The organism is Lentilactobacillus sunkii DSM 19904 (assembly GCF_001435575.1).
GTDB classification, from domain to species: Bacteria; Bacillota; Bacilli; order Lactobacillales; family Lactobacillaceae; genus Lentilactobacillus; species Lentilactobacillus sunkii.
Genome location: NZ_AZEA01000004.1, coordinates 15,216 through 40,089, shown reverse-complemented (window position 1 = coordinate 40,089; position 24,874 = coordinate 15,216). Strand labels below are relative to the sequence as shown.

Genomic DNA, 24,874 nt, shown 5'->3' with positions numbered 1-24,874 from the left:
GCGGTTTCTAAGGGTACTTTGACTGAAACCCTGGTCTTGGGTTTTAGTTAAAGTGCACTTAGAAGTTAGCATCGGGACCGTCGAAGCACGTTTCGATAGAGTGCGACAAGGTCCGGGTGATGCGGTTTCTAAGAGTACTTTGACTGAAACCCCGGTCTTGGGTTTTAGTTAAAGTGCACTTAGAAGTGAGCATCAGGACCGTTGAAGCACGTTTAAAAAAATAAGACCACAACGATAAATCGTCATAGTCTCATTTTAATGTTAAATGATAAATATTGAAACACAATTTGATGAATCTTAAATTATCATCAGCTAAATCAACAAATTATTTTTCTTCGAAGCCTTCGCTTGCAGTTTCAGGGAACTGATCGCGGACAATTTTTGCACATGATGCACAGAATGTTGGATAGTCGCTGTCGGCACCAACATCTTGGCGAACCAAACGACAACGTTCGCAGGTCTTACCAACTGCAGCGTCAACCAACAATGCCAAACCGTCACTGTCAAACTTGGTACTATTCTCAGGAGCATCTTTGAAGTCTTTTACTTCTAATTGTGAAACCATCAGAACAGTTGCCAGATCAGTGTTCAAACTATTCATTAAGTCGGCAACTTCACTGGTGGCGTAAATTGTTAATGCGGCTTCGGATGATTTACCAATCTTCTTAGCGTCACGAGCCTCTTCAAGCACTTTAAGGACATCATCACGATAACTTCTGAATTTAGTCCAGTTGGCCAAGATTTCAGCGTCATGGTCAAACTGTTTTGGTTCAGGGATATCAGTCAATTGAACAAATTCTTCGGGTTCGTGAAGGAAGCCCCAAATTTCTTCAGTTGTATGTGGCAAAACAGGTGTCATCAGCTTGGTTAAGCCAACCGTAATTTCATACATAACGGTCTGCATTGAACGGCGTTTGTGACCATCCTGCTTGTCAATATAAACAATATCCTTGGCAATATCCAAGTAGAATGCAGAAAGATCGTTGGTAATGAATTCAACAACCCGCTTGTTCCAGTCCAAGAAATCATATCGTTCCATGTAGCTTCTGGTATCAGCAAGGAATTTGTTGAAGAGAACCAGCATGTATTGATCTTGAGCTTCCAAGTCGTCAAAAGCAACGGTGTTTTCCTTAGGATCAAAGTCGGAAGTGTTGGCTAACAAGAACCGCATCGTGTTCCGGATCTTCTTGTAAGAATCAGAAATTTTAACAAAATTCTCGGTACTTACACGAACATCAGCTGAAGTATCAACAGATGTTACCCAAAGACGGACAATTTCAGCACCCATCTTCTTAATCACATCGATTGGCGCAATGGTATTGCCAAGTGATTTACTCATCTTATGACCATTGCCATCAAGGGTAAATCCTTGAGAAACAACTTGCTTGTATGGAGCTTTTCCGGAAACCGCAACACTGGTAATTAAGCTTGAGTTGAACCAACCACGATATTGATCGGAACCTTCCAAATACATATCAGCTGGATAGGTTAAATCTTTGCGTTCTTCCAAAACACCTTGATGTGAGGAACCTGAATCGAACCAAACATCCATGATGTCATTTTCTTTAGTGAATTTGCCGTTTGGTGAATGCTCGCTGGTGAAACCTTCAGGCAATAAGTCCTTGGCATCTTTTTCAAACCAGATGTCAGAACCATGTTTTTCAAACAAATCGGCAACGTGGTTAACAGTTTCTTCGGTAATGATGGCTTCTCCATCTTCACCATAGAAGATTGGAAGTGGCACACCCCAAACCCGTTGACGTGAGATAACCCAGTCACCACGGTTTTTAATCATATTGGCTAATCGAACCTTACCCCAATCAGGGAAGAATTCAACGTCATCCAAAGATTTCAAAATTTCATCTTTAATTTTGTCAACTGAAGCGAACCACTGTGGCGTTGCCCGGAAGATGATCGGCTTTTTTGTCCGCCAGTCAAATGGATAACTATGCTTCAATGGCATGTAGTGAAGCAGCAAGTTGGCGTCCTTTAATTTATCGAGGGCAATCTTGTTAGCGTCGTCATAGAAAACACCTGCAAAGTCTTCGCCAGACTCTTTGGTTAAGTATCCCTTATCATCAACTGGCGCAAAAATATCCAAACCGTATTTACGGCCGATGTTAAAGTCATCTTCACCATAACCAGGAGCGGTATGGACTAATCCGGTACCTTCTTCAAGGTCAACGAAATCGCCCAACATCGTTAATAATTTACGGCTGTGATCAAATGGATGCTCAGCTAAGATGCCTTCGAGCTCTTGGCCTTTAACCGTCTTGATTGTCTTAACATTGGTCCAGCCAATCAATTCGGCAACTTTATTAACCAATTCAGTGGCAATCACAAATTTTCTGGTCTCGCCTTCAGGCTGAACAACAGAATAATCAAAACCGGCATCAACTGTAATTCCTTCAGAGGCTGGAATCGTCCATGGGGTGGTTGTCCAAACGACCATGTATGTGTCGTCATCCAAGACGCCTTTTCCATCCACAACATGTTCACCATAAAATGCAGTTGGAGAAGTGATGTCATGATATTCAACTTCGGCTTCGGCAAGGGCTGATTCAGATGACCATGACCAATAAACTGGTTTTTTACCTTTATAGATCAATCCACGCTTGGCAAAAGCACCAAAAACTCGAACTTCTTGAGCTTCAAATTCAGGCTTTAAAGTGAGGTATGGGTTATCCCAATCACCAGAAACACCCAATCGTTTGAATTCTTCTTTTTGACGTTCAACCTGCTTCAATGCATAGTCATGACATAATTTACGGAAATCGTTTGTTGACATCTTCTTGCGGTCATACCCGGCCTGAGTCAACTTTTGCTCAATTGGAAGGCCATGAGTATCCCATCCGGGAACGTATGGTGAACGATAACCGGTCATTGATTTGTAGCGAACAATGATATCCTTGGAAATTTTATTCATTGCATGGCCCATATGAATATCACCATTGGCATATGGAGGCCCATCATGAAGCACGAAAGTTGGTTTACCCTCGTTTAATTTTTGTCTTTGTTGATAAACATCATTGTCTTCCCAAGCCTTTTGACGATCGACTTCTTTAACAGGAAGATTACCGCGCATCTTGAACTTGGTTTTGCCTAAGTTTAACGTATCTTTTACCCGCATTGCTGAACTTCCTTTCATGGTTATGTTTATTTGGAGTAATGGTGTGTTGGTGTGGTTGGTACTTGGTTGCTGATGGTTCTGGTGGTGCAGTAACCTGTGTCTAAGACCACAAGTTTATTTTCTACTGCTACCTGGCGAAAATGTGCTTCGACAACCCTGCCCCCTACTGCATAATGCAAAAGATTCAACGACAAACACAAACCGTTTGCCATTCAATCTTTTACCTTATGCTCCGGGGACACCCGGGTTTCGTCGCACTCTATTGAAACGTGCTCGCTGGGGCAGTAACCTGCATCTAAGGTGGTTCCACCGAAAATCAAACTCGATTCCCGGTGGAACCACCTTAGACTCCAGTTACTAACCGCCCCAGCTCACACTCTACAAAAAAAGACCCCGTCACAAGGGACGAAGTCTTCGTGGTACCACCCAATTTTAGAATTTTACAATTCTATCTCTTAAGATAATCGATTTATGTACTAGAGGTGATCGATTTACTGACTGGTGACTGCTGAACTTCCACTTTCTTCAGCTCGCTGTTGTATCAGTCAATAACTTTCTGTTCTCTAATCGATTAGTTATTCATTTTTTGTACTGCCATCTGGATAAATCACAACGGTTTCCTTTGAATCATCCGCAACAGGAGTGTCTTCAACTGCCTCGGCACCATTACTCTGTTTAGTTTCAGATTCTACCCCTGGGTTTGCAGTCTTGTCAAGGCTTCCAACAACTTTTTCGATATCTTCATAAGTTGTAGTTGGCTTTTCTTCAACTAATCGGTCCCAATCGGAGCCTTTGATAACTTCAAGTTGGCTTTCAAGCATGACCTGAAGACGTTGACGGAATACCCGGGTGTTTTTCTTAAGATCATCTGTTTCAATCGCTAATTTCTTCGCACGCTTAGATGCTTCTTCAAGAACGGCATCAGCTTTATCACTGGCAGCATTCAAAATGTCGTCAGCTTTCTTTTGGGCCTCACGACTGGTGATTTCGGCCTCTTTCTTTGAATTGGTCTTTACTTTGTCGGCAGCTTCCTGGGCAACTAGGATGGATTGGTTCAAAGAATCCTTCAAATCATTGAAGTAAGAAAGCTTGTCCTTGGACTCATTCAATTGAGAGTTCAAATCCTTATTTTCCTGTAAAATGATCTGATAGTCTTTGATAACTTGATCAAGAAAATCATTGACCTCGTCAACATTATAGCCTCGTAACTTTGTTGAAAATTCCTTGTTGTGAATATCTTGTGGACTTAATACCATAGTGATTCAATCCTCCTATTTATTTCGATTATATACTTTCAATACAATTCGAATCTTACCCTTTTTAGTTGTGCCGGCAATATCTTGAACAACCAGTCTGCCAAAACCACGAACGGAAATAATATCCTGAATGGAAATTTCCAGATCAGGACGTCCGGCATCTTCCCAGTTAATTTTGATCATGCCACCCTCAACCAATTCCTTGGCGTGGTGACGGGAAATGTGGAATCCTTCACTAACTAAAGCGTCAACCCGCAAAGAAGCAACGGTTGTCGTAACTTCTTCACTTTCATCAACTGGAATAATAATCTCTTCAGGTGAAATTTCTTTCAATTTGATTTTAATTTTCCCAATCCGATCAACTTGAGCTCGAACATAATCGGCCATCTCTGATTCGCACATAAATTGCCAATTCAAGCCATCCGTAACGATATCGCCAATCACATCCCGATCAATCCCGGTTCCCATAATCGATCCGAGAATTTGACCATGTGAGAGTGTGGCAAACTTGCTGGGATAATCAATCTGAAATGCAGTAATGTTGAAGTCATCAGCCTTGGGAACAAAATAATCCGGAAAAGCAATTGCTCGTTTTAATTCAGCAGAAGAGTACCCGCCAAAAGTTTGAAATGAGACACCTTCGTATCTGTTAACGATTGTTTCAAGTATATAAAGTTGTCTAGGATTTAAAAAATCAGTAAGGATCGGTCGATATTCATTTGCAACTCTCCCGCTGAGACTATCAATTGACTCTAAAAAAGGCAATTCAGCCGGTCGGTAGTGTTGCGAAATGTTTGTGTCTACCAAGATATTTCCCCCTCTGCCTGAAACGGTCATAATTTGCTAATAACCTAAAAGCAGCTGCCCCAAATAATTAACTCCCATTTGAACAAATGAGAGTACTGCCAGAGCAACAATCGGTGCGAGACTAATCATTCCAATTGTTGCAAAGTTAAACAGACTTTCAAACGGTTCAACAATCCGGGCTAAAAATCTTCCAATTGCTGTTCCGTAAGAATTCGGAAACCAACTCATCAGTGCATATACCACAATACACAACATATAAATACTAATGGCTTTATTGATGAGCCAAATTGCGTAAAAAACAAATGTTGCCAAATAGGTTGCTCCTTAATTTGTCGAGATTACTCAGTTACTTGAAATTTTTTTGGTGAACAAATAAAGATGTTTCTGCCAAGTCGATTAATCGATCCGTGAATTGCGAATAAAACACCATTCAAGAAATCGACCATCCTGGCAGCTGAATTGTTATCCAATTTATCCAACTTGATGATAACAGCACTGTCCTCCAATAATTTTTGGGCAATGGTGTCAACATCCGTATAGTTAACAGGTTCAAACACAATGATGCTACTTGTTTCAGGCTCTTGCCTGTTCATCATTACAACGTTGTCCGCCGGCTTATCAATTTGATTTTCTGGTTGGTCTGTATCCATCCCAAAAAAATTAGCTAAATTAAATTTTGGCATTTCGTGTCCTTTCACATTTCACCAAACATTCACACCGGTCAAATAAAATTATTTGTCACGACGACGGTGCTTGAAGAATGGTGGAATATCGTCTTGAGAATCATCACTGGTATCTGACTTTGAATCATCGGATTTAACGTCGGGTTGGAAAGGATCAAAATCCTTTTTCTCAACATCACTGAACTCATCTTGAGCAGCCGGACGAGTTGCAGCTGGCTGCTTGCGGATGTCCCAGTTACCAAGTGGATCACTCTTTGAATTTGAGTTACTTTGTGGCTGATCAGTTTCAGGAGCTTGTCGGTCACTGTGTGGACGGGCAGTTGGCTGTGGACGAGCTGATCTGGTCCGACGCGAAGCCATTCGACCCTTTTCAGCTTTCTTTTTGTCAATGCCTGTGGCAATAACAGTTACCCGAACCTCATCACCCAATGATTCGTCAATTGAGGTACCAAAGATAATGTTAACGTCATCGGTTGCAGCTTGGGATACAATGTCTGAAGCATCTTGTGCTTCGAACAATGAAAGATCCGGTCCACCGGTAATGTTTAACAAGACTTGTTCTGCACCATCAATAGATACTTCAAGAAGTGGTGAAGAAATGGCTTTCTTAGTTGCCTCAGCAGTCCGGTTTTCGCCGTTGGCTGTACCAACACCCATCAAAGCAGAACCTTGATCCTGCATGGTTGTTTTAACATCGGCAAAGTCCAAGTTAACATATCCGGGACTGGTAATCAGGTCTGAAATACCCTGAACACCTTGACGCAATACATTGTCGGCTTCCTTAAAGGCATCCATCATTGGCGTCTTTTTATCAACCATTTCAAGTAATCGGTTGTTGGAAATAACAATCAAGGTGTCAACGTTTTCTTTTAGTTGGGCAACCCCTTCATCGGCATACTTTGCACGACGTGGTCCTTCAAAACTGAATGGACGGGTAACAACGCCCACTGTAAGAGCACCTTGGTCCTTAGCGATTTTAGCTACAATTGGGGCTGCACCGTTACCGGTACCACCACCCATTCCGGCAGTGACAAAGATCATGTCTGCACCTTCCAGTGCCTCAGTGATTGCTTCTTCACTTTCTTCGGCCGCCTTTGCACCAACATCAGGATTGGAACCTGCTCCCAATCCACGAGTCAGTTTGGGGCCAAGTTGAATTCTGGTTTCAGCCTTTGATGTTGCAAGTGCTTGAACATCGGTGTTGGCAACGATAAATTCAACACCCTTTACATCTGAGTTAATCATTGTGTTAACGGCATTGCTTCCCCCACCGCCAACGCCAATAACCTTTATATTTGCACCGTGATTATCGGTGGAATCTAATGAATATTCCATAATTGTCTTTTCCCTCCGTTTAAGTGCTTAATCAAAGAAATCACTAAAGAAATTCTTGATTCCTTCACCGCGTTTTTTCTTTTGAGTTGGTTTCTTAGTTTTCTTAGACTTGCCAGAAACAGGTGTCGAAGCTGGTTCCGGTTGAGTGAGCTGAGGAGCCTTGGTTAAAGTTGCACCAACAGCTGACCTAACAATCATATCAACGTCTGCCAAATCGGCAAAATATGATACGAGTGAAAGTGCAGCTGTAAAGGACGGGTGTCGCAATCCCATCTGATCAGGAATATAGACCCTGACATTAGTGTTGAATTGGTCAGCGGCTAATTCGGCAATTCCTGGGAGTGCAGCTACACCACCAGTCAAAACAATTCCACCTGGCAAATCAAGTGCCTGAATTTGATTCAGACGATCTTTAATCCGGTCAAATATTTGACTTAAGCGGGCTTCAATCACTTCGGCAAGATAACGTTCATCAATGTAAGTTGGTTCGGATTGACCGACAACTTCCACGGGAAATTCGTTATCAGCTGAAGCTTGGAGTGAATCGGCATAGCCATAATCTCGTTTGATTTTTTCAGCATTTTCCATTGATGTATTCAAAACAATTGAAATATCTTTCGTTATGAACATACCACCTTCTGGATCGGTTGTGGCATATTTCAACTGGTGATCGTGGATGACAGAGGCAGTTGTTTGGCCGCCGCCCAAGTCAACAATGATTGTTCCAAAGTCCTGTTCGCCGTCATTTAACACAACATGGCTCTCAGCTAACGGTGTTAAAACAGTCGACATAATGTTTAAGCCGGCTTTGGCAACAGCCTTTTCCAAGTTGTGCATGATGCCCTTGGAACCCGTGATTAACTTACCACGCATCTCAAGGCGGACACCAACCATCCCCCGAGGGTCTTTAATCCCATCAAATCCATCAACAATGAATTCTTCCGGTTGAATATCAATAATTTCTCGTTCCTGGGGCAAACTTGTTCCCAAAGCTGATGCCGCAACGTTGCGGACATCGGTTTCGGTTATTTCACGTGACTGATCATCTAATGTAATCAACCCATTACATGGTTCAATCCGTAACATGTTCGCTGGAACACTTACAATAACGTCTTTAATCTCAATACTTGCTTTTTCTTGAGCTTGATTTACAGCACTTCGAATTGCCTCGGCAGCTTGGTCGATATCCACGATCACACCACGACTCAACCCATTGGAAGGCTGATTCCCCACACCAATAACGTTCAATTGCCCTTTTACTTTTTCTGCAACAATTACTTTTATTGAGGTAGTTCCTATATCAAGTCCCACATATAAACCCGAATTATCCATATATGTAAGGAACCTCCACATCTAGAATATTTTCTGAACATAACACAAGTTTAACACAATGATAACCTTCGAAAAAGACTAATCGACTCTAATAACCCTGCGTAGTGGTCGTATTTGAAGAAGACTTCTTTTTCGTAATCGGATATGAGTATGCACCCACCTCCAAATTAATCACACTTTTAACTTTTAGCTTGGAATTGATGCTTGGATAATAGTCCATTTTATCGCCAAAAGTGCTGATTGAAGCATACACTTTGTTGCCATCACTCATCTGAATGAAGATTCGATCAGGATTACTTTTGGATGGCGAAAAGCTGATGGTGTTCATAACGGCTCTCACCGGTGGACTGATTCTTCGATATTGTTTAATGGTCCGACGCAATTTTTCTGGATTCTTAAATTTTTTCAAAACCGGAAAGCCGGCTTTTGGATTTAAGACTTTGTCCTTAATAATGACGCCACTTTTTAAGATGGGCTGATATCCGCCGTGCACATATAAATAACCAATGGTCGGGTATTCTTCAACCTTGATCTTGACTTGGTTAAAATGAACGACTTTCATCTTAACGGATTGCATCCGCATACTGCGCTGTTTGAGTGACTGGGCCAGCTTATCTGTTTTCCCCCAAACCGCAAAAAGTGACGTTCCCTTTTTAACGGGAGAAAAGCCTTTAATCTGCTTGTCGCTCACGATCTCATTACCGGTGACGCTAACACTTTTGACTCGGCTGTAAGACGAAATCATAAAGATCATCATCAGTAAAATGAGGGCAATTAGTGTTACTAACGGCCACATTTTTTTGAAGTTTTGATTTTGAAAATCACGAAACAAGCCGTGATCCTGCTCATTATGATTTTGTTTTCCCACGAGTCCTTACCCCCGATAACCAAACTATTTGATTAAAGTCCTTGCCAAATTTAAAATCTCATCAGCTGAGTCAACCACGCCAAGCTGTTTGGAGTTTGCTGCCATTCTTTCACGTGCCTTTGTATCGTGCATCAATTGATCAATTGCCTTCAAGAGGCTTTCGCTATTCAAATCATCCTGCTTAATCATGATTGCTGCCCCGCGATTAACCAGACTCATCGTATTCTTTGTCTGATGATCCGCTGTCACGTAAGGGCTGGGGATCAGGACGGCAGGAATTCCAAGAGCTGTAATTTCTGCGATACTGGTAGCACCTGAGCGACCCACAATCAGTGAAACTTTTGGTAAGACCTGCGGCATGTTATTTATGTACGGCAAAATCTTGATATTACTGCTGATCCGTGTCTTGTCCAATAAATCCATAACATTTTGATAACGTTTCTGGCCGGTCACAAACACAACTTGGTATTTGCGGTGGTTAAACTCATTGATCGAACTAATAACAGCTTTGTTAATCGCCGGTGCGCCTTGGCTGCCCCCAAAAACCAGAACAGTTGGTTCGTCATCCTGCAACTCGATATCAGACCATTTGAATGTGCTCTTCATGTTGGCAACCTGTTGAGCCCGTGGGTTGCCGGCAAAAACAACTTTTTCTTTTGGAAACTGGTCAGCTGCCTCATGAAAGCCGATTGCAATTTTGTCAACATACCGGCTTAAAAACTTATTGGTTAAACCAACGGCACTGTTTTGCTCATGAATCATGGTTGGAATATGGGCTTTTGCAGCAGCGTAGACAACCGCACCGGAAACGTATCCCCCAGTTCCAATGACGATATCCGGTTTAAAATCTCGAATGATCTTCTTGGATTCGTGAACACTCTTTAAAAACAGGGCAATTGTTTTAAAATTTTCCAGTGAAAGAGAACGCTTAAAGCCTTGAATCTCCAGAGCCACAAACTTAATTCCCTGCTCCGGAACAATTGAGCTCTCCAGCCCCCGCTTTGATCCGACGTATAACACTTCGGAATCCGGCTCCTGTTTGAGTAAATCTTCAATAATAGCAAGTGCCGGGTAAATGTGACCACCGGTACCACCACCAGAAATTATTAAACGCATTAGTGCCCCTCCTGCTTATTTGTCAACTTTTCGACATCCTTAATATACCGATCACCACGTTCTTCAAAGGTCTTGAACTGGTCCCAACTGGCATTCGCTGGTGAAAGCAGGACAATATCCCCTTCATCACTGTACGAATATGCTGCAGGAACAGCTTCATCAATATTATCAACTTTTTGAATGTCGGTAATTCCGGCTTTCTGTAATGAATCTTCTAGTAAATCTGCAGTTTCTCCGAATAATACGGCAGCTTTGACATGCTCTTTGAATTGCGGAACCAATTTATCAAAAGTATATCCGCGATCCAATCCTCCGGCTAATAACACAACCGGCTTATCAAATCCCTCAAGGGCCATCTGGGTAGCTTCGATATCAGTTGCCTTCGAATCATTATAGAATTTTCGCCCATTTGCTTCCAAAACAAATTGGAGCCGATGACGGACACCGGTGAAGGTTTCCAAAACATTGGTAATTGCCAGATTGGATTTGCCAAGTACTTTCGCGCATGCAATCGCAGCCAACGCGTTTTCGACGTTCTGCTTTCCGGGAACTTTGATGTCTTCGGCATTCATAATGAACTCGTCGTTATAATACAACTTCCCGTTCTTTTCGTATGCTCCTTTGTCAATTTCAGACGTTCTTGCAAACGGAACAACCTGAGCAGCACTTCGCTTGCTCAAGCCCCGCCACTCATCGGAATCAAAGTTGACAACGAAGAAGTCGTCGGGCGTTTGATTCATGGTAATTCGCATTTTTGCGTTCACGTAATTCTCTCTGGTTTTATGATAATCCAAATGATTTGAGAAAATGTTGGTTAATACAGCAACGTGCGGGTGAAGCGTTTTGATACCCAAAAGCATGAAACTTGAAAGTTCCATCACAATTGTGTCATCAGCGGTGGCTTTCTTCGCTGTTTCCGTTGCAGAAATGCCAATGTTTCCGGCTGCGTAAGCCTGACCATGCTCACGCTCCTGATTCAAGATTTTCGTGATCATCGTAACGGTTGTGGTTTTTCCATTGCTTCCGGTAACGCCGATAATCTCGGCATCGGTAATTTGTGATGCCAGTTCAACTTCGGTGATGATCGGCAGATGATGATCAACGGCAGCTGCAACCACAGCGTTGTCATATGGAATTCCCGGATTTTTGACCATGATATCAAACCCGTCATCCAAGATTGCAGGATCCTGCTTGCCCGTCACTGTTTGAATGCCAGCATCATTGAGCTCAGCCACTTCAGGAAGTTCGGAGCTTGGCTTTGAATCGCTTAAGACCACAGAAGCGCCTAATTCTTTTAATAGCATGGCTGCGTGAGTACCGCTTTTTCCTGCACCAAGAACTAAAACGCGTTTATTTTTATAATCATCAATGTTTTTCATTATATTCCCTCGTTTTTCATTGTTTGAATAGTCAAATAGGCTGGATACAAAACCAGCCGTTTTGTTCCAACCTCTATACAATCGTCATGATGCTTAGTGCGGAAGCCACAAGAGCAACCAGCCAGAAAATGATATCAATCTTCCATTCAGACCAGCCGCACATTTCAAAGTGGTGGTGAATCGGCGTCATCTTGAAAACCCGCTTACCGGTCAGCTTGAATGAACCAACCTGAATAATCACACTTGCAGTTTCGCAGACATAAATAATACCAATGATCAATAAAGAAAATTCATGGTGAACCAATACCGATACACAAGCAAGGGCACCGCCAAGTGCTAATGATCCCATATCACCCATAAAAATTTTTGCCGGCTTGTGATTGAAGATAAAGAATGCCAATAGACCGCCGACAACCGAGAAACAAAATACAGCCACTTCAACCTGATGTTGAACAACAGCAATAATTCCATATGCTGCAAACGAAATGGTTCCTAATCCGGCAACCAGCCCATCCAATCCATCGGTTAAGTTGACGGCATTTGAAAAGCCAACCAGCCAAAAAACAATGAATAAAATGTACCAGTAACCTAATCGAAGGTCTCCCCCAAAGGGAATTTTAATTGCCATTGGAAAACCTTCATGTATGTATACTGCCGAGAAAACAACGGCAGCCACAATCTGGCCCAGCAGTTTCTGCCAAGCTTTTAATCCTTCGTTTTGACGACGGAACAGCTTAATACTGTCATCCCACATCCCGATCAACCCATAAGCAATCAGGACAAACAGTAGGATCAGCAATGTCGGATTCAGCATATTTTTGACCCAACCAAACACAAGATCGGTTAGGACAATGGCGATAATAAATAAGATTCCACCCATTGTGGGAGTCCCAGATTTCTTTTCATGCCATGATGGGCCTTCCTCTCGAATCATCTGGCCTTCATGACGACTCCGAAAATATTTAATTAAACTCGGCATGAATACTGCCGTTATTAAAAACGTGCTTAATAAAGGTGTCAACCAATTACCCATAATAGACATTTACCATCCTTAATTATTCAAAATTTACTTTTAAAACGTCACCGGTGTCAATTGATTTTTCAAAGTTAATGCTTTGACTATCGGCATAGCCACTTCCGGTGGATTCCAGCTTCAATCCAGTCAGCGAGCAGAAGGTTTCAACATCATGTTTACTCCAACCAATAATTCGTGGCATCTTCCAGCCCTTGTTGGTTAACAGGAAGATTCGCTTTTGTTCATTGGCAGATTGACCGGCGCTTGGAGATTGCTTACTAATTGTATCCCCGTCACCAATTGTGACCACATCAAATCCCTTTTCGTTCATGATTCGTTTGGCATACGTCGTGGTCTGATATGTGACCGACGGCACCCGACGCTTAACAGTTGCCTGCTTGGAATTGGAGTTCTGAAGTGCCCGGGTAATGACAGGTTTGAAAATCTCTGCCATTAATTGGGTGGCCGTCTTTAAACCATTCAGTTTTGGCTGCTTCATTGTGATAAACATCACGTAGCGTGGGTTGTTGGCCGGAACCATCCCGGCAACAGAATATAGATAACTGTCATCACCGGATGCATACCCGCCAGCACCATTGCTGACTTGAGCAGTACCAGTCTTTGCAGCAACCCGATACCCTTTAATCTTATAATCCGCACCGATCCCGTAAGACTTGTAAACAACATCCTGCATGTGTTTACGGACTTCCTTAGCCGTTTTTGCGCTAATCGGATGGCCAACAACTTGTTTACCGTATTTTTTGATTGTTTTGTTATTGGCAGGATTTGTGATTTTAGAAATAAAGTACGGCTTCATCATTGTACCATTATTTGAAACTGCAGATAAAGCCTGCATCATTTGCATGGTTGTGACTTCAATTCCTTGCCCAAATGAAGTGTCAGCCTGTTCGATTGGATAATTGAACTGAAGTCGACCGCCCAGCTCACCAGGCAGGCCACTGTTTGTGCTCTTCAGAAATCCAAATCTTTGGATATATTTTTTCCAGGTCTTCGGCCCCATCTGCTGTTCCAGGTGGGCCATCGCAACGTTACTTGAAAGGGCAAACCCTTTGTTGTAAGTAATATATCCCCAGCCGGCCGGGTTCCAATCAGGAACAATTTTGCCATCGATTGAATAACGTCCTGACTCATAAGTGTCGGTCCCGTTGTAATGTCCAGAGTTAATTGATGCGGACAGAGTGAAGACTTTCATGGTAGACCCAGGCTCATAAGTGTCGGCTGTTAATGTATTGGTCCAAGCCGATCCAATTCCGTTCAAGGTGGAGGCATTGAAAGTCGGCCGTTGCGATGCAGCCACAATCTTACCCGTTTTAGCATCCATTAATACGGCATTCATACCTGCTGGATGAACCTGGGACTGAACAGAACTCATTTCGCTTTCAAGCAAAGTCTGAATTCTGGAATCAATTGTCGTGTAAATATTATTGCCATTTTTAACCGGCTTTTCTTTCTGTTGCTTGCCCGGCAGCTTGTACCCGTATACATCATATTGGGCATCTTTATAACCGTTTGTGCCCGCCAAAGTTTTGTTAAAGGCCTTCTCAATTCCCATTTGCCCGATTAGATCAGCAGTACCAGTCTTTTTATTGGTCTTTGATACAGCGACCCCAATCAGATTAGATGAAAAAATCCCGTTTGGATATAACCGAGCCTGTTTTTGAACAAAATCAATTCCCGGCAGCTTGGCAGCTTCAATCTTTTTCTTGGTCAACAATGAAATGTTGGTGCCTGCACTTCCAAATTCAACTTGGAAAGGTTGTTTATTCTTGGGTGACAGAATCTTAAGCGCTTTTTTCTTCGAAATAGGCAGATACTTTGATATCACATCTGCGGTCTTTGATTTGTTAACAACGTAAAGTGGCTTGCCGTTTAATCCCTTTTGGCTCTTATCCAACACAGCGTATAACGAATATGTACTGGTATCTTCAGCAATTGGGTTTCCGTCTGAATCATAAATAGACCCTCGCTTTGCTTTGAGGACCTGTGTTTGTGTATATAATTTTTCTGCTCGGTCGTTTAAATTGACGTTTTTAACATTTTTCCCTACCGCAATGACCAATAAACGAGTACCTAAAAATGCAAAAAGCAGGAAAAATGCAAGGAACAGACTTATCCCAACAATTTTCCGGCTTTTACGGGCATTCAGTTTGTCTGCGGAACGATCAGATGAATCCTTCATTTAGTAACATTCCTTATATTTGCGTTTGAGAGTGACATGCCACTCTTGTGGGCAATTTTGTCCAGACGGGAGCTACTTTGCAGTTCCCCGATCTGCTGTTTTAGATTCGTATTATTATTACGAACGTTCACAATTCGGTTGTCCAAATGCTGAAGTTCGTGTTGCGAATTCGACAAAGCAATTTTTGACGATACAACTACTAACATTAACACAGTTAAGACAGCACTTCCACATACAATTAACAGCTTCTCAAATGATGACAGTTTAAGTGCCTTTGAGATGCTGACTTTCTTGATTTGTTTGTGTTCGGGACTGGAAACGTACGGTTTGGGTTCTGCTGTTAGGTTACGAGCTAAGTTATTTTGAGCCATAATATGTAATCTTCCTTTATCCTATTTTTTGATTCGTTCAATTATTCTCAACTTGGCACTATGTGAGCGATGATTTTCTTCTAATTCAGCTTCGGTCGGAATAATTGGCTTTCTGGTAATGCTTTTAAATTTTGGCTTAATACCTTCAGGAATAATAGGCAAATTAGGAGGAAGGTCCGGCAAAGATGTTTTTTCTTTAAACATCGTCTTAACCAACCGGTCTTCCAATGATTGAAACGTTATAACACTAATTCTCCCATTAACGTTTAATAAATCAAGTGCCTGTTCCAAAGAATCTTCAAGAGCAGACAGCTCATCATTCACGGCAATGCGGATCGCCTGAAAAACCTTCTTGGCCGGATGGCCGCCGTGACGCCTTGCTGCTGCAGGGATTCCTTCTTTAATCACTTCCACCAGATCGTTGGTGGTATCAATTGGATGCTCTTTACGCACGGCTTCAATCCGGCGGGCAATCGACTTGGAAAATTTTTCTTCACCATAGCGATAAAAAATTCGAACGAGCTTTTCATATGGCCATTCGTTCACAATCTTCCATGCGTCCACTGGATTATCCTGATCCATCCGCATATCCAGGCGGGCATCGAAGCGGTAGCTAAAACCTCTACCCGCTTCATCAAACTGTGGTGACGAAACGCCCAAATCATAGACGATTCCATCAATTCCAGTTACTTCAACATTTTGTAAGGCATTTTTTAAATTTCGAAAATTATCATGGATCAGAGTTAATTTCCCTGATTCAATATATTTGGCCAGATGCTGCTTATTGTAATCAATTGCTTCTTCATCCTGGTCAAATGAGTAAAGATGACCGTTTGTCAGTTGTTCAAGGATCTTGCTGGTATGGCCGCCGCCACCTAAAGTGGCATCGACATATATGCCATCAGGATTAATATTCAACCCCTTAACCGCTTCGTTTAATAAAACGGTCACATGCTTAAATTCAGACATTCGATCACCCCCGTCCCTTATTTTGTGTCTGTTAAAAGTCAATCATATTTTCAGCGATATCATTAAAGTTCTGTTCAGCTTCATTGCTAAAGTCGTTCCAGCGGTCGTCACTCCAAATTTCAAAACGATTGGAAACACCGACAACCACACATTTTTTCTCGATGCTGGCATATTCTCTTAAAGTACTTGGAATATTGATTCTTCCCTGCTTATCAAATTCGCATTCAACAGCGGCTGAGAAGAAGAACCTGGTGAAATAACGAGCATCTTTTTTATTCACGGGCAAAGTGTCGATTTTTTGTTCAACCTTTTCCCACTCACTCATTGGATATCCAAATAAACATCCATCCATTCCCCGGGTAACAACGAGCTTGTCGCCCAAGTCCTGACGAAACTTTGCAGGGATGATGATACGTCCTTTGGCATCAATATTGTGTTGATATTCACCCATGAACATACCGTCATCACCCCCAATTTCAGTTTACATTCACATTCTACCACAATCCACCACTATCAACCACGTATCGCTCCATTTTGTAAAAGTTTTGTTATTTAACGTGATTTTATCTCTTAGAAGGTCGTGCAAACATTGATTTGTCAGCGATTTGGATAAAGTGGTGAAGTTCTCCCATTTTTTTGCGTAAAAAAAGATCAAAGCATTTTGACTGCTTTGATCCGATATATTTAAAAATATTAAATTGCTTGAAAAATAACGTAAATCCCCACAACAACCCAGCACAGAAATAAAAACAAATCGCTGAATCGCCAAAAGGTCACAAAGAATTTCTTATAAGTTAGATGTGGGTTGGTGAAAATCTGCCAGATCAGGACAATCAGAGTCAGTCCCAGCCAAACAATCACCACTTCCGGAATAAACGATCCGGATAGTCCTCTCCTGCTTATCTCGTGGATAAAATATAACAAGATTGGCGGCCAAAAATCCAACGGCTTTATTTTGACTTTTAATCGAAAAAATCGATTTTTTCTTAAAATAACTAAGAACCCGGCAACAACAAAAAGAATCAATAATTGGATAAAAAACGTCGCCGTGTCAGTCATCCAAGGAGAAATATGCATGAGTAACCCTCCTGATTTTGACAAAACATATTGCATTGAACGATAATGATAGTTAAACTGTGTATGGAATACAAGAGAAAGTGGTGCAAATATTGGCGCGAAAAAAGAGAACAAGATTTCAAAAAATCACATTGGTATTCGTTTGGATCATGATCATTGCGACCGTTAGTTCATTGGTCATCTCCGCAATCATGACTTTCCTTTAATCAAACGAACCGCGAAGCAGACAGGAATTTACCTGTCTGCTTTTTTTATTCGCTCTTTTCTTTATATACCTGTCTTGGCCGACTACCATCTTGAGGACCAATATAACCGCGTTTTTCCAAATCATCAATCAATCGGGCGGCCCGGTTATAACCAATTCGGAAATGCCGCTGAAGTAGAGAGGTGCTGGCTTTTTGCTGGTCAACAACAAATGCCAGGGCATCGTTGAACAGGTCGTCTTCGGAATCCTCTTGATCTTCTTCCTTAATTTCTTCATCGCTGACGATCATCGACTCATCATAGTCGGCTGACTGTTGGTCAGTGATAAATTTGACGACTCTGGAAACATCCTTGTCAGAAATGAATGCCCCTTGTACTCGGATTGGCGTGTTGGAATCAATCGGTAGAAACAGCATATCTCCACGACCGAGAAGCTTTTCAGCACCATTGGTATCAATAATGGTTCGTGAATCAATTCCGCTTGAAACAGCAAACGCAATTCTTGAAGGAACGTTTGCTTTGATCAACCCGGTGATAACGTCCACAGAGGGACGCTGGGTAGCCAGAATCATGTGAATTCCAGCTGCCCGGCCCATTTGTGCCAATCGAATAATTGCAGCTTCAACATCATTTGAAACAGTCATCATCAAATCAGCCAATTCATCGACAATCACAACGATATAGGGCATTGGCTGAATCTTGGTATCATTCTCGCGATTATTTTTAGCGACAAAATCATTATACGTACTGATTTTCCGCTGGCCAAACTTGGCAAACAGCTCATAACGGTTTTCCATTTCGGAAACCACTTTTTGAAGTGCTCTGGCAGCCTTCTTAGGTTCGGAAACAACCGGGCTCAAAAGATGGGGAATTCCATTATAGACACCTAATTCAACCTTCTTGGGATCAATCAGCATTAATTTGACCTGGCTTGGCTTGGCATGAAGCAAAATGCTGGTAATAATGCCATTGATTGCCACAGATTTACCACTACCGGTGGATCCGGCAATCAGCAGATGCGGCATTTTAGTCAAATCAGCCGTAATAACGTTGCCATTGACATCCTTGCCAAGTGGCACCTGAAGGACATGGCCATGGTTATCCGGTTGATGCTCAACCACATCACGGAATGAAACTGTGGCAATTTTTCGGTTGGGCACTTCAATCCCAATTAAAGATTTACCTGGAATTGGCGCTTCAATCCGAATATCTTTGGCAGCCAGTGCAAGGGCAATATCATCGGCCAAATTAACAATTCGGCTGACTTTAACACCAATGTCTGGATGGAGTTCATATTTGGTTACTGATGGCCCCAGACTGACATGCTTGATCTCGGCTTTGACACCAAAACTGTCCAATGTTTTCTGTAACACCTGAGCATTATGGTCAATCGACTTTAATTCGCCGGATTGATCATCTTGGGGAATCTGAGTCAGCAAGTCTGTCGTTGGCAGCTTGTATGAATCATCCTCTTTAACATCCACCAGATCAACGTCGGAACTTTCATCCGGCTTCTCGTCTTCTTTGGGCTGAACTTCCTTAGTCTGAGACTTTTTGGCCTGCTTATCAGCTTCGGTAACCGGCATCCCAGAAATTGTAATTGATGAGCCCGACAGCTTATTTGGCTCATTATCTGTGCTGTCGGACGATTCATCGACTTGAGGGTGATTATCCTCCACCGGTACAGAAGGACGCTTAACAGGGGCTTTTGTCCGCTTTTGAGTGCGATGCTGACCCAACTTGGTGGCTTGAGCTTTTAAAAAGGTCAAACATGACCGTAAAGCAACAAAAATCTTGGCAAAGGAAATGTCAAACAGCACAAATCCACCAAATACAATTACAAGGCTCGAAACAATTCCGGTTCCAATTTTGCCGAATAATAAATGGCATACATAGAATACGATCGTTGCAAGAATCCCGCCGCCGATATTTGAATCGTCATTTGCCGATACAATATCATCGACAAGCTTTTCCCAGTTAAAACTGATGAAGTTAACCGGTTGGGCGGCTTGAACATACTCGATCAACGTCAGCCAGACAAGCACTCCCAGCAAAACCAAAAGGGTTCCCCAGGTGTATTTTGCCTTGATACTTGGCAGCCGAGAAAATCCCGCCAGCCAAACACCGCCGACCACGCCCAACAAAAGAAACAGCGGATAAAGACTTCCGACAAAAATTCTGGCAACATTAATCATAAAAATGCCGACAATGCCGGCCTGGAACAGCCCTAGCAAGGCTAAAATCGCACAAACGCCACCGATGATATTAATGGCATATTTGCGCAAAAAGCTTGACTGACGGTTGGTTGTCTTTGATGACTTACGTGGTCGCCCACGTTTTTTAACGGTTTTCTTTGGTGTCCGTTTGGTCTTCATCGCTTGTCTCCTCTCGTTTGGATTCATGTAGCCTACTTCAGCTTATCATGTTCATATTTGTGCGTTCGTTCCAAATGATTGAAACTTTGTTGTCTTAATACTTCATAAATCACAATGGCACAAGTGTTGGATAAATTAAGCGCACGGATATTATCATCATCTTGTGGAATGCGAATTGCCTTTTCAGGATTTTTACGCATAAACGGTTCGGGCAACCCAGTGGTTTCTTTACCGAACAGCAGGTAGTAGTCCTGAGTGGAGTCCGAATAGTCGGGATCAGTGTAATCCTGATTGGCAAATTTGGAGACCAAAAACAGGTTCTTCGGATCCTTAACCGTCTTCAAAAATTCAGGCAAATTCTTATGATAATTGATTTGGACTTTATCCCAATAATCAAGTCCGGCCCGCTTTAAATGCTTGTTGTCGATATCAAAGCCCAGCGGCTCAATCAAGTCAAGAACTGTGTCGGTTCCTGCACACGTCCGGGCAATGTTGCCGGTATTAGCCGGCATTAAGGGTTCAAATAATACGATGTGATTAGTCATGTTATCCTCCAATTAATTTAAAAATCAGCAACCATCACTGAAACATCAACGGTAATTGATTTCATCCCGTCGACTTTCTGGATAGCGTCTGCTTGTCGATCTTTTCCCCAGTGCAATGGTGTCATGATCATCATGTCCTGCTGCATCCCTTCAGGAATTAAAAATGGATATGTAAGCTCATGAATAGAAGCATCTGGATAATGAGTCATAAATAAATCGAAAACTTTTTCATTGGAATACGAACTGTTTTTCTGTCCTTTTCCAAACAAAGCTTCTCTGAGTTCAAACAAATAGTGGCTGTTGGGGATAATCTTAATCAGCTTCCCGCCGGATTGGGCCACCCGGTTGAACTCATCGTAGGCGGATGGTGAAAACAAATCAATAATTGTCGAAAAACTGTGGTTGTTAAACGGCAACCGGGCCAAATCAGCCACACAGAAGAACGCATCAACCGGCTGCTGTGTTGCGAGGTTAATGCCATCTTTGGAAATATCAAACCCAATGGCCGTATCCCGCTGATTTCTCAATTTCAGCAGTCGCGCAAGCGGGGTTCCTTCCCCGCAGCCAACATCTAAGATTATTTCAGGCTGATCACTCAGATGCTTGGCGATTTCATTGACGATCGGGTCAAACAACCCTGCCTGTAATATGTTATGGCGGGCCTGAAGCATTGATTTGTCATATTCATTGTTAGCCTGTTTGGTCAGAAAAAATAATGTCCCTTTCTTGGAAAGATCAAAGGAATGATTATTTGGACACACCAAACTATATCCGGTTACCTCGTCAAATGGTAACTTGCAGACGGGGCAACGGAATAAATTTAAATGCTGATTCACAAATTCTCTGCCAAAATCAATCTTTTTCACTTAAAATCCTCCACAAACGCAGTTCATTATATCACAGCGGCCATACAAATAAGCTTCCGGGTCAAAATTCCAAACGCAAATTTTGTTGGAAGCTTACTAGATTGCTATTAAAGTTTATACAGATTAATGTACGATTTCATGTCATTGGGCAATGGTGCTTCACAGTGAATATTTCTCCCCATGAATGGATCGTAAAACGTCAGTTCCGCACAATGTAATGCTTGTCGAGACATCGAATGGTCATCCGGGTTATACAGCCAGTCCCCAATCAGCGGATGCCCGATTGCTTCCATATGCACCCTGATCTGGTGAGTCCGGCCCGTGTGCAGCTGAACCTTAAGAAGTGTCTGGTGAGGTAATCGGCACACTGTCCAAGCCTCAGTCACAGACATTTTGCCTGAACCTGTCACCTGCCGCTTAACAAACGAATCCTCTGTTCTGCCAATCGGCAGGTAAATTTCAAAATGAGGGCTGGAGATTCTTCCGGCGACGATTGCCAAATACTTTTTTTGAATCGTCCGGTCCTTAAGCTGCTTATCAAGCACCGAATGAGCAAAGTGGTGTTTGGCAAATATCACCAGACCGCTGGTGTCTTTGTCGAGGCGAGTTACAATATGGATCTTCTGATTGGCATATCCCCGCCGCTGATAATAGCCCTTCACCCGGTTAACCAAAGAGTCCGCCGAATAATTATGTGATGGGACCGAGGCCACCCCGGCAGGTTTATTCACAACCAAAAAGTTTGGATCTTCATGGACGATCTCGATTGGGACATTTGAAACATCAACATGGTCATTTTCCGGTTCGGGAGGCAGAACAACTTTAACGGTGTCCCCCGTCTGTAACATCCGGTTGACCAACGACTCTTCACCGTTCACCAAGGTCTGTCCACCATGGTATTTAATTTTTTTCAATAATGTCCGGGTAATCCCATACCCCATAATGAACGTCCTAACCTTAATTGGTGATTCTCCCGTATACTGCCATGTAAAATCAGTCATCCAGGTTAACCTTCCCAATAAAGGAATTGCTTACCCGACGCCAAAATTGCGTATGCCGATACTGGGCAAATGCGATCCGTCGTTTTGATATCCGATATTCCACTGATTCAACGGCTTCCTTGGAGATAATTTGATGATCACAGGTTAGGATGGTTCGATTGGCGCTTTTGGGAACAACTTTAACCCACTCGTCAGGTGAAATGATCAGCGGTGAACCCAACGTTCTGAAAACCCGGTTATTAATCGAGGAAATCTCTGCCATTTGAATGGCATTAAGGGTTGGGTTGATGATTGCGCCACCAACTGACTTGTTATAAGCTGTTGAGCCGCTGGGAGTGGAGACACACAAGCCATCACCCCGGAAGCTTTCAAATAGTGTATCTTTAATATAAACGTCAGCCACCATCGAACCGCTGATCTGCTTGAGGGTCGATTCATTGAGGGCAAGGCCGTAGTCTGACGGTCCACCATTCACGTAGTTAACTTTGATATCCAACAATGGATAAGTCACACTTTGACCGTTGTCGTGTTCCAAGCTGTTAACCAGCTCGGAGACCTCATAATCCCGCCAATCGGTGTAAAATCCCAGGTGGCCCGTGTGGATACCAACCAATCGAATCCGGTCACTAATATCCTGATAGTGATGAAATGCGGACAGAAGTGTCCCATCCCCTCCCACTGAGATAACAATCTCCGGATTCAAACCATCAATACTCAAATCAGGGGATTCTTCAATTTTTTTCTTCAGTGAAGTTGCCACAATGTTCGACGACTCCCCAAGATTACTGTAGATGGCTATTTTCATCAGACGACTTCCTTACATCTTTGTCTGGTCCCTGCTTTTTAACTTCTTGAAGCTCATCACGAATTTCCGACATTTCTTCATCCAAGTGGAAAGCGGCTTCTGCTGAGCGCTCCAGTCGGGTCTTTAAATCATCCGGAAATTCACCTTTGTACTTGTAGTTTAGGGAATGCTCAACGGTAGCCCAGAAATTCATAGCCAAGGTTCTAACCTGAATTTCGGCTAAAATAACTTTTTCACCGGACAGCATTTGAACCGGGTACTCAAAAATAATATGGTATGAACGATACCCACTGGGCTTCTTGTTATGAACATAATCCCGTTCTTCGAGAATATTAATATCGGTTCGTTTACGCAGTAAGTCAACAACCTGATAAATATCTTCAACAAACTGGCACATGATCCTCAGGCCGGCGATATCTTCCATATCTTCTTCAAGCCGATCTTCAGAAATGTGTCTTCTAACCATTTTTTCTTTGATACTATCAACAGGTTTAACCCGACCGGTCACAAACTCAATCGGACTTCTGCCATCAATTTTTAAAAACTGTGCTCGGATTCCACGCAGCTTCACTTTTAATTCGTCTACAGCTTGTTTGTAAGGCACTAAAAAATCATCCCAATTTTCAACCAAGCTAACACTTCCAATCTGTTGTGTTAAAATCAATCTATAATTGTTCAACACAAAATTCAATCAGACTTAATTTTACCATATTAGCCAATTTTTCCAATGTTGCATGCACACTTCAAGCAAAATTGTTGTTTTTGTGTGAGAATTTGTTATTCTTAATGAAGAAAATAATTAGTATATTAATTTTGTTGTCGGTTGCACATGGAGGGGCAATAATGGTACTTGAGATTTATTTATTCGTTGATCCACTTAATCGACATTGCTACGACGCCGAAAAGACGATCGAACGTATTTCACAAAAATTAAATAAACAGATCAGCGTTAGATTCGTTACAATGCTGAACATCAAAATACTTCACAACTTTACGAAGAACAAACAACTTAGCCATCTTGATCAGAACCTGCCGTATGACGCAATTTTGGACTTCAAGGCAGCGTCGTTTCAAGGCAAAAAGTTTGGCCGTCGCTTCTTGATGGATCTTCAAAAGGAACTGTTAATCAATGAAGAACCTTACACCGATGAACTGGTGTATAAGCTGGCTGAAAGAAACGGTTTGGATGTCGACATGTTCAAAGAAGACCGCAGAAGCGACCTTGCAGAAAAAATGTTCCGCTGTGATCAACGCGTCGTCCACGAAATGGAAATTGACGATCCATCAACAACTGTCCTGTTCAATTCCGACGTTGATGATTGTGGCATTCGCATCAAAGATTTCGACTATAATTCACTGTTTGGCTTCTGTGCAAAAAGTCTCGGATCCGCTGCCCACTTTGAGGAAGCAAGCCGAAAGCCAGCCAAACCAATCAAGGCGCCATATCCAAAAACGAATTTACGATTTAATTAGTCAGCTCCACTACAAAAGCGCAGGCAACTGGGAAATTCCCAGTTACCTGCGCTTTTGTGGTTTGACT

24 protein-coding genes are annotated in these 24,874 nt (G+C 42.4%); 2 read left to right on the top strand and 22 right to left on the bottom strand.

Annotated features, from left to right (window positions below; all coding sequences use genetic code 11):
- Nucleotides 1–325: 325 nt before the first annotated feature.
- The 16 genes from ileS to FD17_RS04450 all read right to left on the bottom strand — a co-directional run bounded on the left by ileS (nucleotide 326) and on the right by FD17_RS04450 (nucleotide 17,538).
- The gene (ileS, locus tag FD17_RS04525) at nucleotides 326–3,130 is read right to left on the bottom strand and encodes an isoleucine--tRNA ligase (protein WP_057824034.1); all 2,805 of its coding nucleotides are present in this window, start codon (nucleotides 3,128–3,130) and stop codon (nucleotides 326–328) included.
- Nucleotides 3,131–3,705: 575 nt separating this feature from the next.
- On the bottom strand, nucleotides 3,706–4,386 hold the full coding sequence (locus tag FD17_RS04520) for a DivIVA domain-containing protein (protein WP_057824032.1): 681 nt from the start codon (nucleotides 4,384–4,386) through the stop codon (nucleotides 3,706–3,708).
- A gap of 15 nt (nucleotides 4,387–4,401) precedes the next feature.
- Nucleotides 4,402–5,193: a YlmH family RNA-binding protein gene (locus tag FD17_RS04515; RefSeq protein ID WP_082617132.1), complete on the bottom strand. Its 792-nt coding sequence runs from the start codon at nucleotides 5,191–5,193 to the stop codon at nucleotides 4,402–4,404.
- Nucleotides 5,194–5,229: 36 nt separating this feature from the next.
- Complete coding sequence (locus FD17_RS04510; protein WP_082617131.1) at nucleotides 5,230–5,505, bottom strand: YggT family protein; 276 nt, start codon at nucleotides 5,503–5,505, stop codon at nucleotides 5,230–5,232.
- A 26-nt stretch (nucleotides 5,506–5,531) separates the two neighbouring features.
- Nucleotides 5,532–5,876, bottom strand: a complete 345-nt coding sequence (locus FD17_RS04505) for a cell division protein SepF (protein WP_057824031.1) — start codon at nucleotides 5,874–5,876, stop codon at nucleotides 5,532–5,534.
- Between the two features lie 48 nt (nucleotides 5,877–5,924).
- Nucleotides 5,925–7,211, bottom strand: coding sequence for a cell division protein FtsZ (ftsZ, locus tag FD17_RS04500; protein WP_057824028.1), 1,287 nt, complete (start codon nucleotides 7,209–7,211; stop codon nucleotides 5,925–5,927).
- A gap of 27 nt (nucleotides 7,212–7,238) precedes the next feature.
- Complete coding sequence (gene ftsA, locus FD17_RS04495) at nucleotides 7,239–8,543, bottom strand: cell division protein FtsA (RefSeq protein WP_176744959.1); 1,305 nt, start codon at nucleotides 8,541–8,543, stop codon at nucleotides 7,239–7,241.
- Between the two features lie 88 nt (nucleotides 8,544–8,631).
- Nucleotides 8,632–9,411, bottom strand: coding sequence for a cell division protein FtsQ/DivIB (locus FD17_RS04490; RefSeq protein WP_057824024.1), 780 nt, complete (start codon nucleotides 9,409–9,411; stop codon nucleotides 8,632–8,634).
- A 24-nt stretch (nucleotides 9,412–9,435) separates the two neighbouring features.
- Nucleotides 9,436–10,527, bottom strand: a complete 1,092-nt coding sequence (murG, locus tag FD17_RS04485; protein ID WP_057824022.1) for an undecaprenyldiphospho-muramoylpentapeptide beta-N-acetylglucosaminyltransferase — start codon at nucleotides 10,525–10,527, stop codon at nucleotides 9,436–9,438.
- Complete coding sequence (gene murD / locus FD17_RS04480) at nucleotides 10,527–11,906, bottom strand: UDP-N-acetylmuramoyl-L-alanine--D-glutamate ligase (RefSeq protein ID WP_057824021.1); 1,380 nt, start codon at nucleotides 11,904–11,906, stop codon at nucleotides 10,527–10,529. Before murD ends, murG begins: the two co-directional genes overlap by 1 nt.
- Nucleotides 11,907–11,979: 73 nt before the next feature.
- Nucleotides 11,980–12,939 (bottom strand): phospho-N-acetylmuramoyl-pentapeptide-transferase, encoded by a 960-nt coding sequence (mraY, locus tag FD17_RS04475; RefSeq protein ID WP_420864817.1) that lies wholly within the window; start codon nucleotides 12,937–12,939, stop codon nucleotides 11,980–11,982.
- 22 nt (nucleotides 12,940–12,961) lie between these two features.
- Nucleotides 12,962–15,121 carry a penicillin-binding transpeptidase domain-containing protein gene (locus FD17_RS04470; RefSeq protein ID WP_057824016.1) on the bottom strand — a complete coding sequence of 720 codons (2,160 nt, stop codon included), beginning with the start codon at nucleotides 15,119–15,121 and terminating at the stop codon, nucleotides 12,962–12,964.
- On the bottom strand, nucleotides 15,118–15,492 hold the full coding sequence (gene ftsL, locus FD17_RS04465; protein WP_057824014.1) for a cell division protein FtsL: 375 nt from the start codon (nucleotides 15,490–15,492) through the stop codon (nucleotides 15,118–15,120). Before ftsL ends, FD17_RS04470 begins: the two co-directional genes overlap by 4 nt.
- A gap of 21 nt (nucleotides 15,493–15,513) precedes the next feature.
- Nucleotides 15,514–16,461, bottom strand: coding sequence for a 16S rRNA (cytosine(1402)-N(4))-methyltransferase RsmH (gene rsmH, locus FD17_RS04460; RefSeq protein WP_057824012.1), 948 nt, complete (start codon nucleotides 16,459–16,461; stop codon nucleotides 15,514–15,516).
- Nucleotides 16,462–16,492: 31 nt separating this feature from the next.
- Entirely contained in the window at nucleotides 16,493–16,918 is a 426-nt protein-coding gene (gene mraZ / locus FD17_RS04455; RefSeq protein ID WP_057824010.1) for a division/cell wall cluster transcriptional repressor MraZ, read from the bottom strand.
- A 236-nt stretch (nucleotides 16,919–17,154) separates the two neighbouring features.
- The gene (locus FD17_RS04450; RefSeq protein ID WP_057824008.1) at nucleotides 17,155–17,538 is read right to left on the bottom strand and encodes a DUF3397 domain-containing protein; all 384 of its coding nucleotides are present in this window, start codon (nucleotides 17,536–17,538) and stop codon (nucleotides 17,155–17,157) included.
- Nucleotides 17,539–17,597: 59 nt separating this feature from the next.
- Between FD17_RS04450 and FD17_RS13040 the strand changes: the two genes are divergently transcribed.
- The gene (locus tag FD17_RS13040; protein ID WP_420864816.1) at nucleotides 17,598–17,744 is read left to right on the top strand and encodes a DUF4044 domain-containing protein; all 147 of its coding nucleotides are present in this window, start codon (nucleotides 17,598–17,600) and stop codon (nucleotides 17,742–17,744) included.
- Between the two features lie 45 nt (nucleotides 17,745–17,789).
- On the opposite strand, the gene FD17_RS04445 is transcribed toward FD17_RS13040, so the two are convergent.
- The 6 genes from FD17_RS04445 to yjbM all read right to left on the bottom strand — a co-directional run bounded on the left by FD17_RS04445 (nucleotide 17,790) and on the right by yjbM (nucleotide 23,965).
- Nucleotides 17,790–20,117 (bottom strand): DNA translocase FtsK, encoded by a 2,328-nt coding sequence (locus tag FD17_RS04445; RefSeq protein WP_057824006.1) that lies wholly within the window; start codon nucleotides 20,115–20,117, stop codon nucleotides 17,790–17,792.
- A gap of 32 nt (nucleotides 20,118–20,149) precedes the next feature.
- On the bottom strand, nucleotides 20,150–20,662 hold the full coding sequence (locus FD17_RS04440; protein ID WP_057824004.1) for a tRNA (cytidine(34)-2'-O)-methyltransferase: 513 nt from the start codon (nucleotides 20,660–20,662) through the stop codon (nucleotides 20,150–20,152).
- Nucleotides 20,663–20,679: 17 nt separating this feature from the next.
- On the bottom strand, nucleotides 20,680–21,528 hold the full coding sequence (locus tag FD17_RS04435; protein WP_057824002.1) for a methyltransferase domain-containing protein: 849 nt from the start codon (nucleotides 21,526–21,528) through the stop codon (nucleotides 20,680–20,682).
- Nucleotides 21,529–21,635: 107 nt separating this feature from the next.
- Nucleotides 21,636–22,529 (bottom strand): RluA family pseudouridine synthase, encoded by an 894-nt coding sequence (locus FD17_RS04430; RefSeq protein ID WP_057824000.1) that lies wholly within the window; start codon nucleotides 22,527–22,529, stop codon nucleotides 21,636–21,638.
- Nucleotides 22,522–23,334 (bottom strand): NAD kinase, encoded by an 813-nt coding sequence (locus tag FD17_RS04425; protein WP_057823999.1) that lies wholly within the window; start codon nucleotides 23,332–23,334, stop codon nucleotides 22,522–22,524. The genes FD17_RS04430 and FD17_RS04425 overlap by 8 nt, the downstream gene beginning before the upstream one ends.
- Nucleotides 23,312–23,965 carry a GTP diphosphokinase gene (gene yjbM, locus FD17_RS04420; RefSeq protein WP_057823997.1) on the bottom strand — a complete coding sequence of 218 codons (654 nt, stop codon included), beginning with the start codon at nucleotides 23,963–23,965 and terminating at the stop codon, nucleotides 23,312–23,314. Before yjbM ends, FD17_RS04425 begins: the two co-directional genes overlap by 23 nt.
- A gap of 212 nt (nucleotides 23,966–24,177) precedes the next feature.
- On the opposite strand from yjbM, the gene FD17_RS04415 reads away from it, so the two are divergent.
- Nucleotides 24,178–24,807 carry a DsbA family protein gene (locus FD17_RS04415; RefSeq protein WP_057823995.1) on the top strand — a complete coding sequence of 210 codons (630 nt, stop codon included), beginning with the start codon at nucleotides 24,178–24,180 and terminating at the stop codon, nucleotides 24,805–24,807.
- Nucleotides 24,808–24,874 lie beyond the last annotated feature (67 nt).